This is a genomic window from Actinocorallia lasiicapitis, assembly GCF_054778695.1.
In genome coordinates this window covers 1-807 of the sequence record NZ_BAAGZI010000836.1, presented here as the reverse complement: position 1 = coordinate 807, position 807 = coordinate 1, and the positions used below count along the sequence as shown (strand labels likewise).

The following is an 807-nucleotide window of genomic DNA, read 5'->3' as shown; positions in this document are numbered from 1 at the left end:
GTTCGGTGCCGATCCGCCGGAGGATCGCGCTGAACGGCGCGTAGGGCGGGCCGACCTCGAGGCAGCCGCCGACGAACCCCGGCTCGTCGCGGAGGAACTCCGTGGTCAGCCTGGTCTTCCCGCCGCCCGCTTCGGCCCCGGCCAGCACCACGGCCGCTTCCCCCGCGGCCACCCGGGCGCGCGCCGCCCGCAGCACCGCCAGCTCGCCCGACCGCCCGACGAAGACAGGACTGTTCAGCAACGGCATGGCCGCCACCCTAACCGCAGCGGCCCGCCGCGATCATCCGGCCAGGGCGCCGCGCAGGGTGCGGAACTCCTTGGGGCGGTTGAAGCAGACGACGCCCGCGGGACGGCCGTCGGTGAGGAAGGTCACCGACGCGTCGAGCGCTTCGAGCTCTCCGTCGATCTTGAGTTCGCCGGTGAGTTCGCCCGCGATCTGGAGCGTCAGGCCGAACTGGTCGGACCAGCACCACGGGACGGCCGTGTGCGGCTCGTCGCGGCCGAGCAGGTTCCGGGCCGCCGTGACGCCCTGCGCCTGGGCGTCCGACCAGTGCTCGCGCCGCGCGGACGGGGTCCGTGCGACGTCGCCCGCCGCGTAGACCGCGGGATCGGAGGTCGCGAGCCGGTCGTCGACCACGATCCCGTCCTCGACGATCAGCCCGGCCCGTTCGGCGAGCCCGGTGTCGGGGACCATCCCGATCGCGCACAGCACCGGCCCGTCGACGGCCGGTTCCGTGACGGTGTGCCCGGTCCGCAGGTCCACGCCGTGCGAGCGGTGCAGGGCCTCGATCGGTGCGGCGAGGAGCG

2 protein-coding genes are annotated in these 807 nt (G+C 74.7%); both read right to left on the bottom strand.

What is annotated here, in order from left to right; translation table 11 throughout:
* A partial coding sequence (locus ACYVE7_RS34970; protein WP_460370958.1) for an AAA family ATPase occupies positions 1-247 on the bottom strand: 247 nt, incomplete at its 3' end.
* Between the two features lie 33 nt (positions 248-280).
* The coding region (locus tag ACYVE7_RS34965) for an FAD-dependent oxidoreductase (protein ID WP_460370956.1) at positions 281-807 on the bottom strand (527 nt) is incomplete at its 5' end.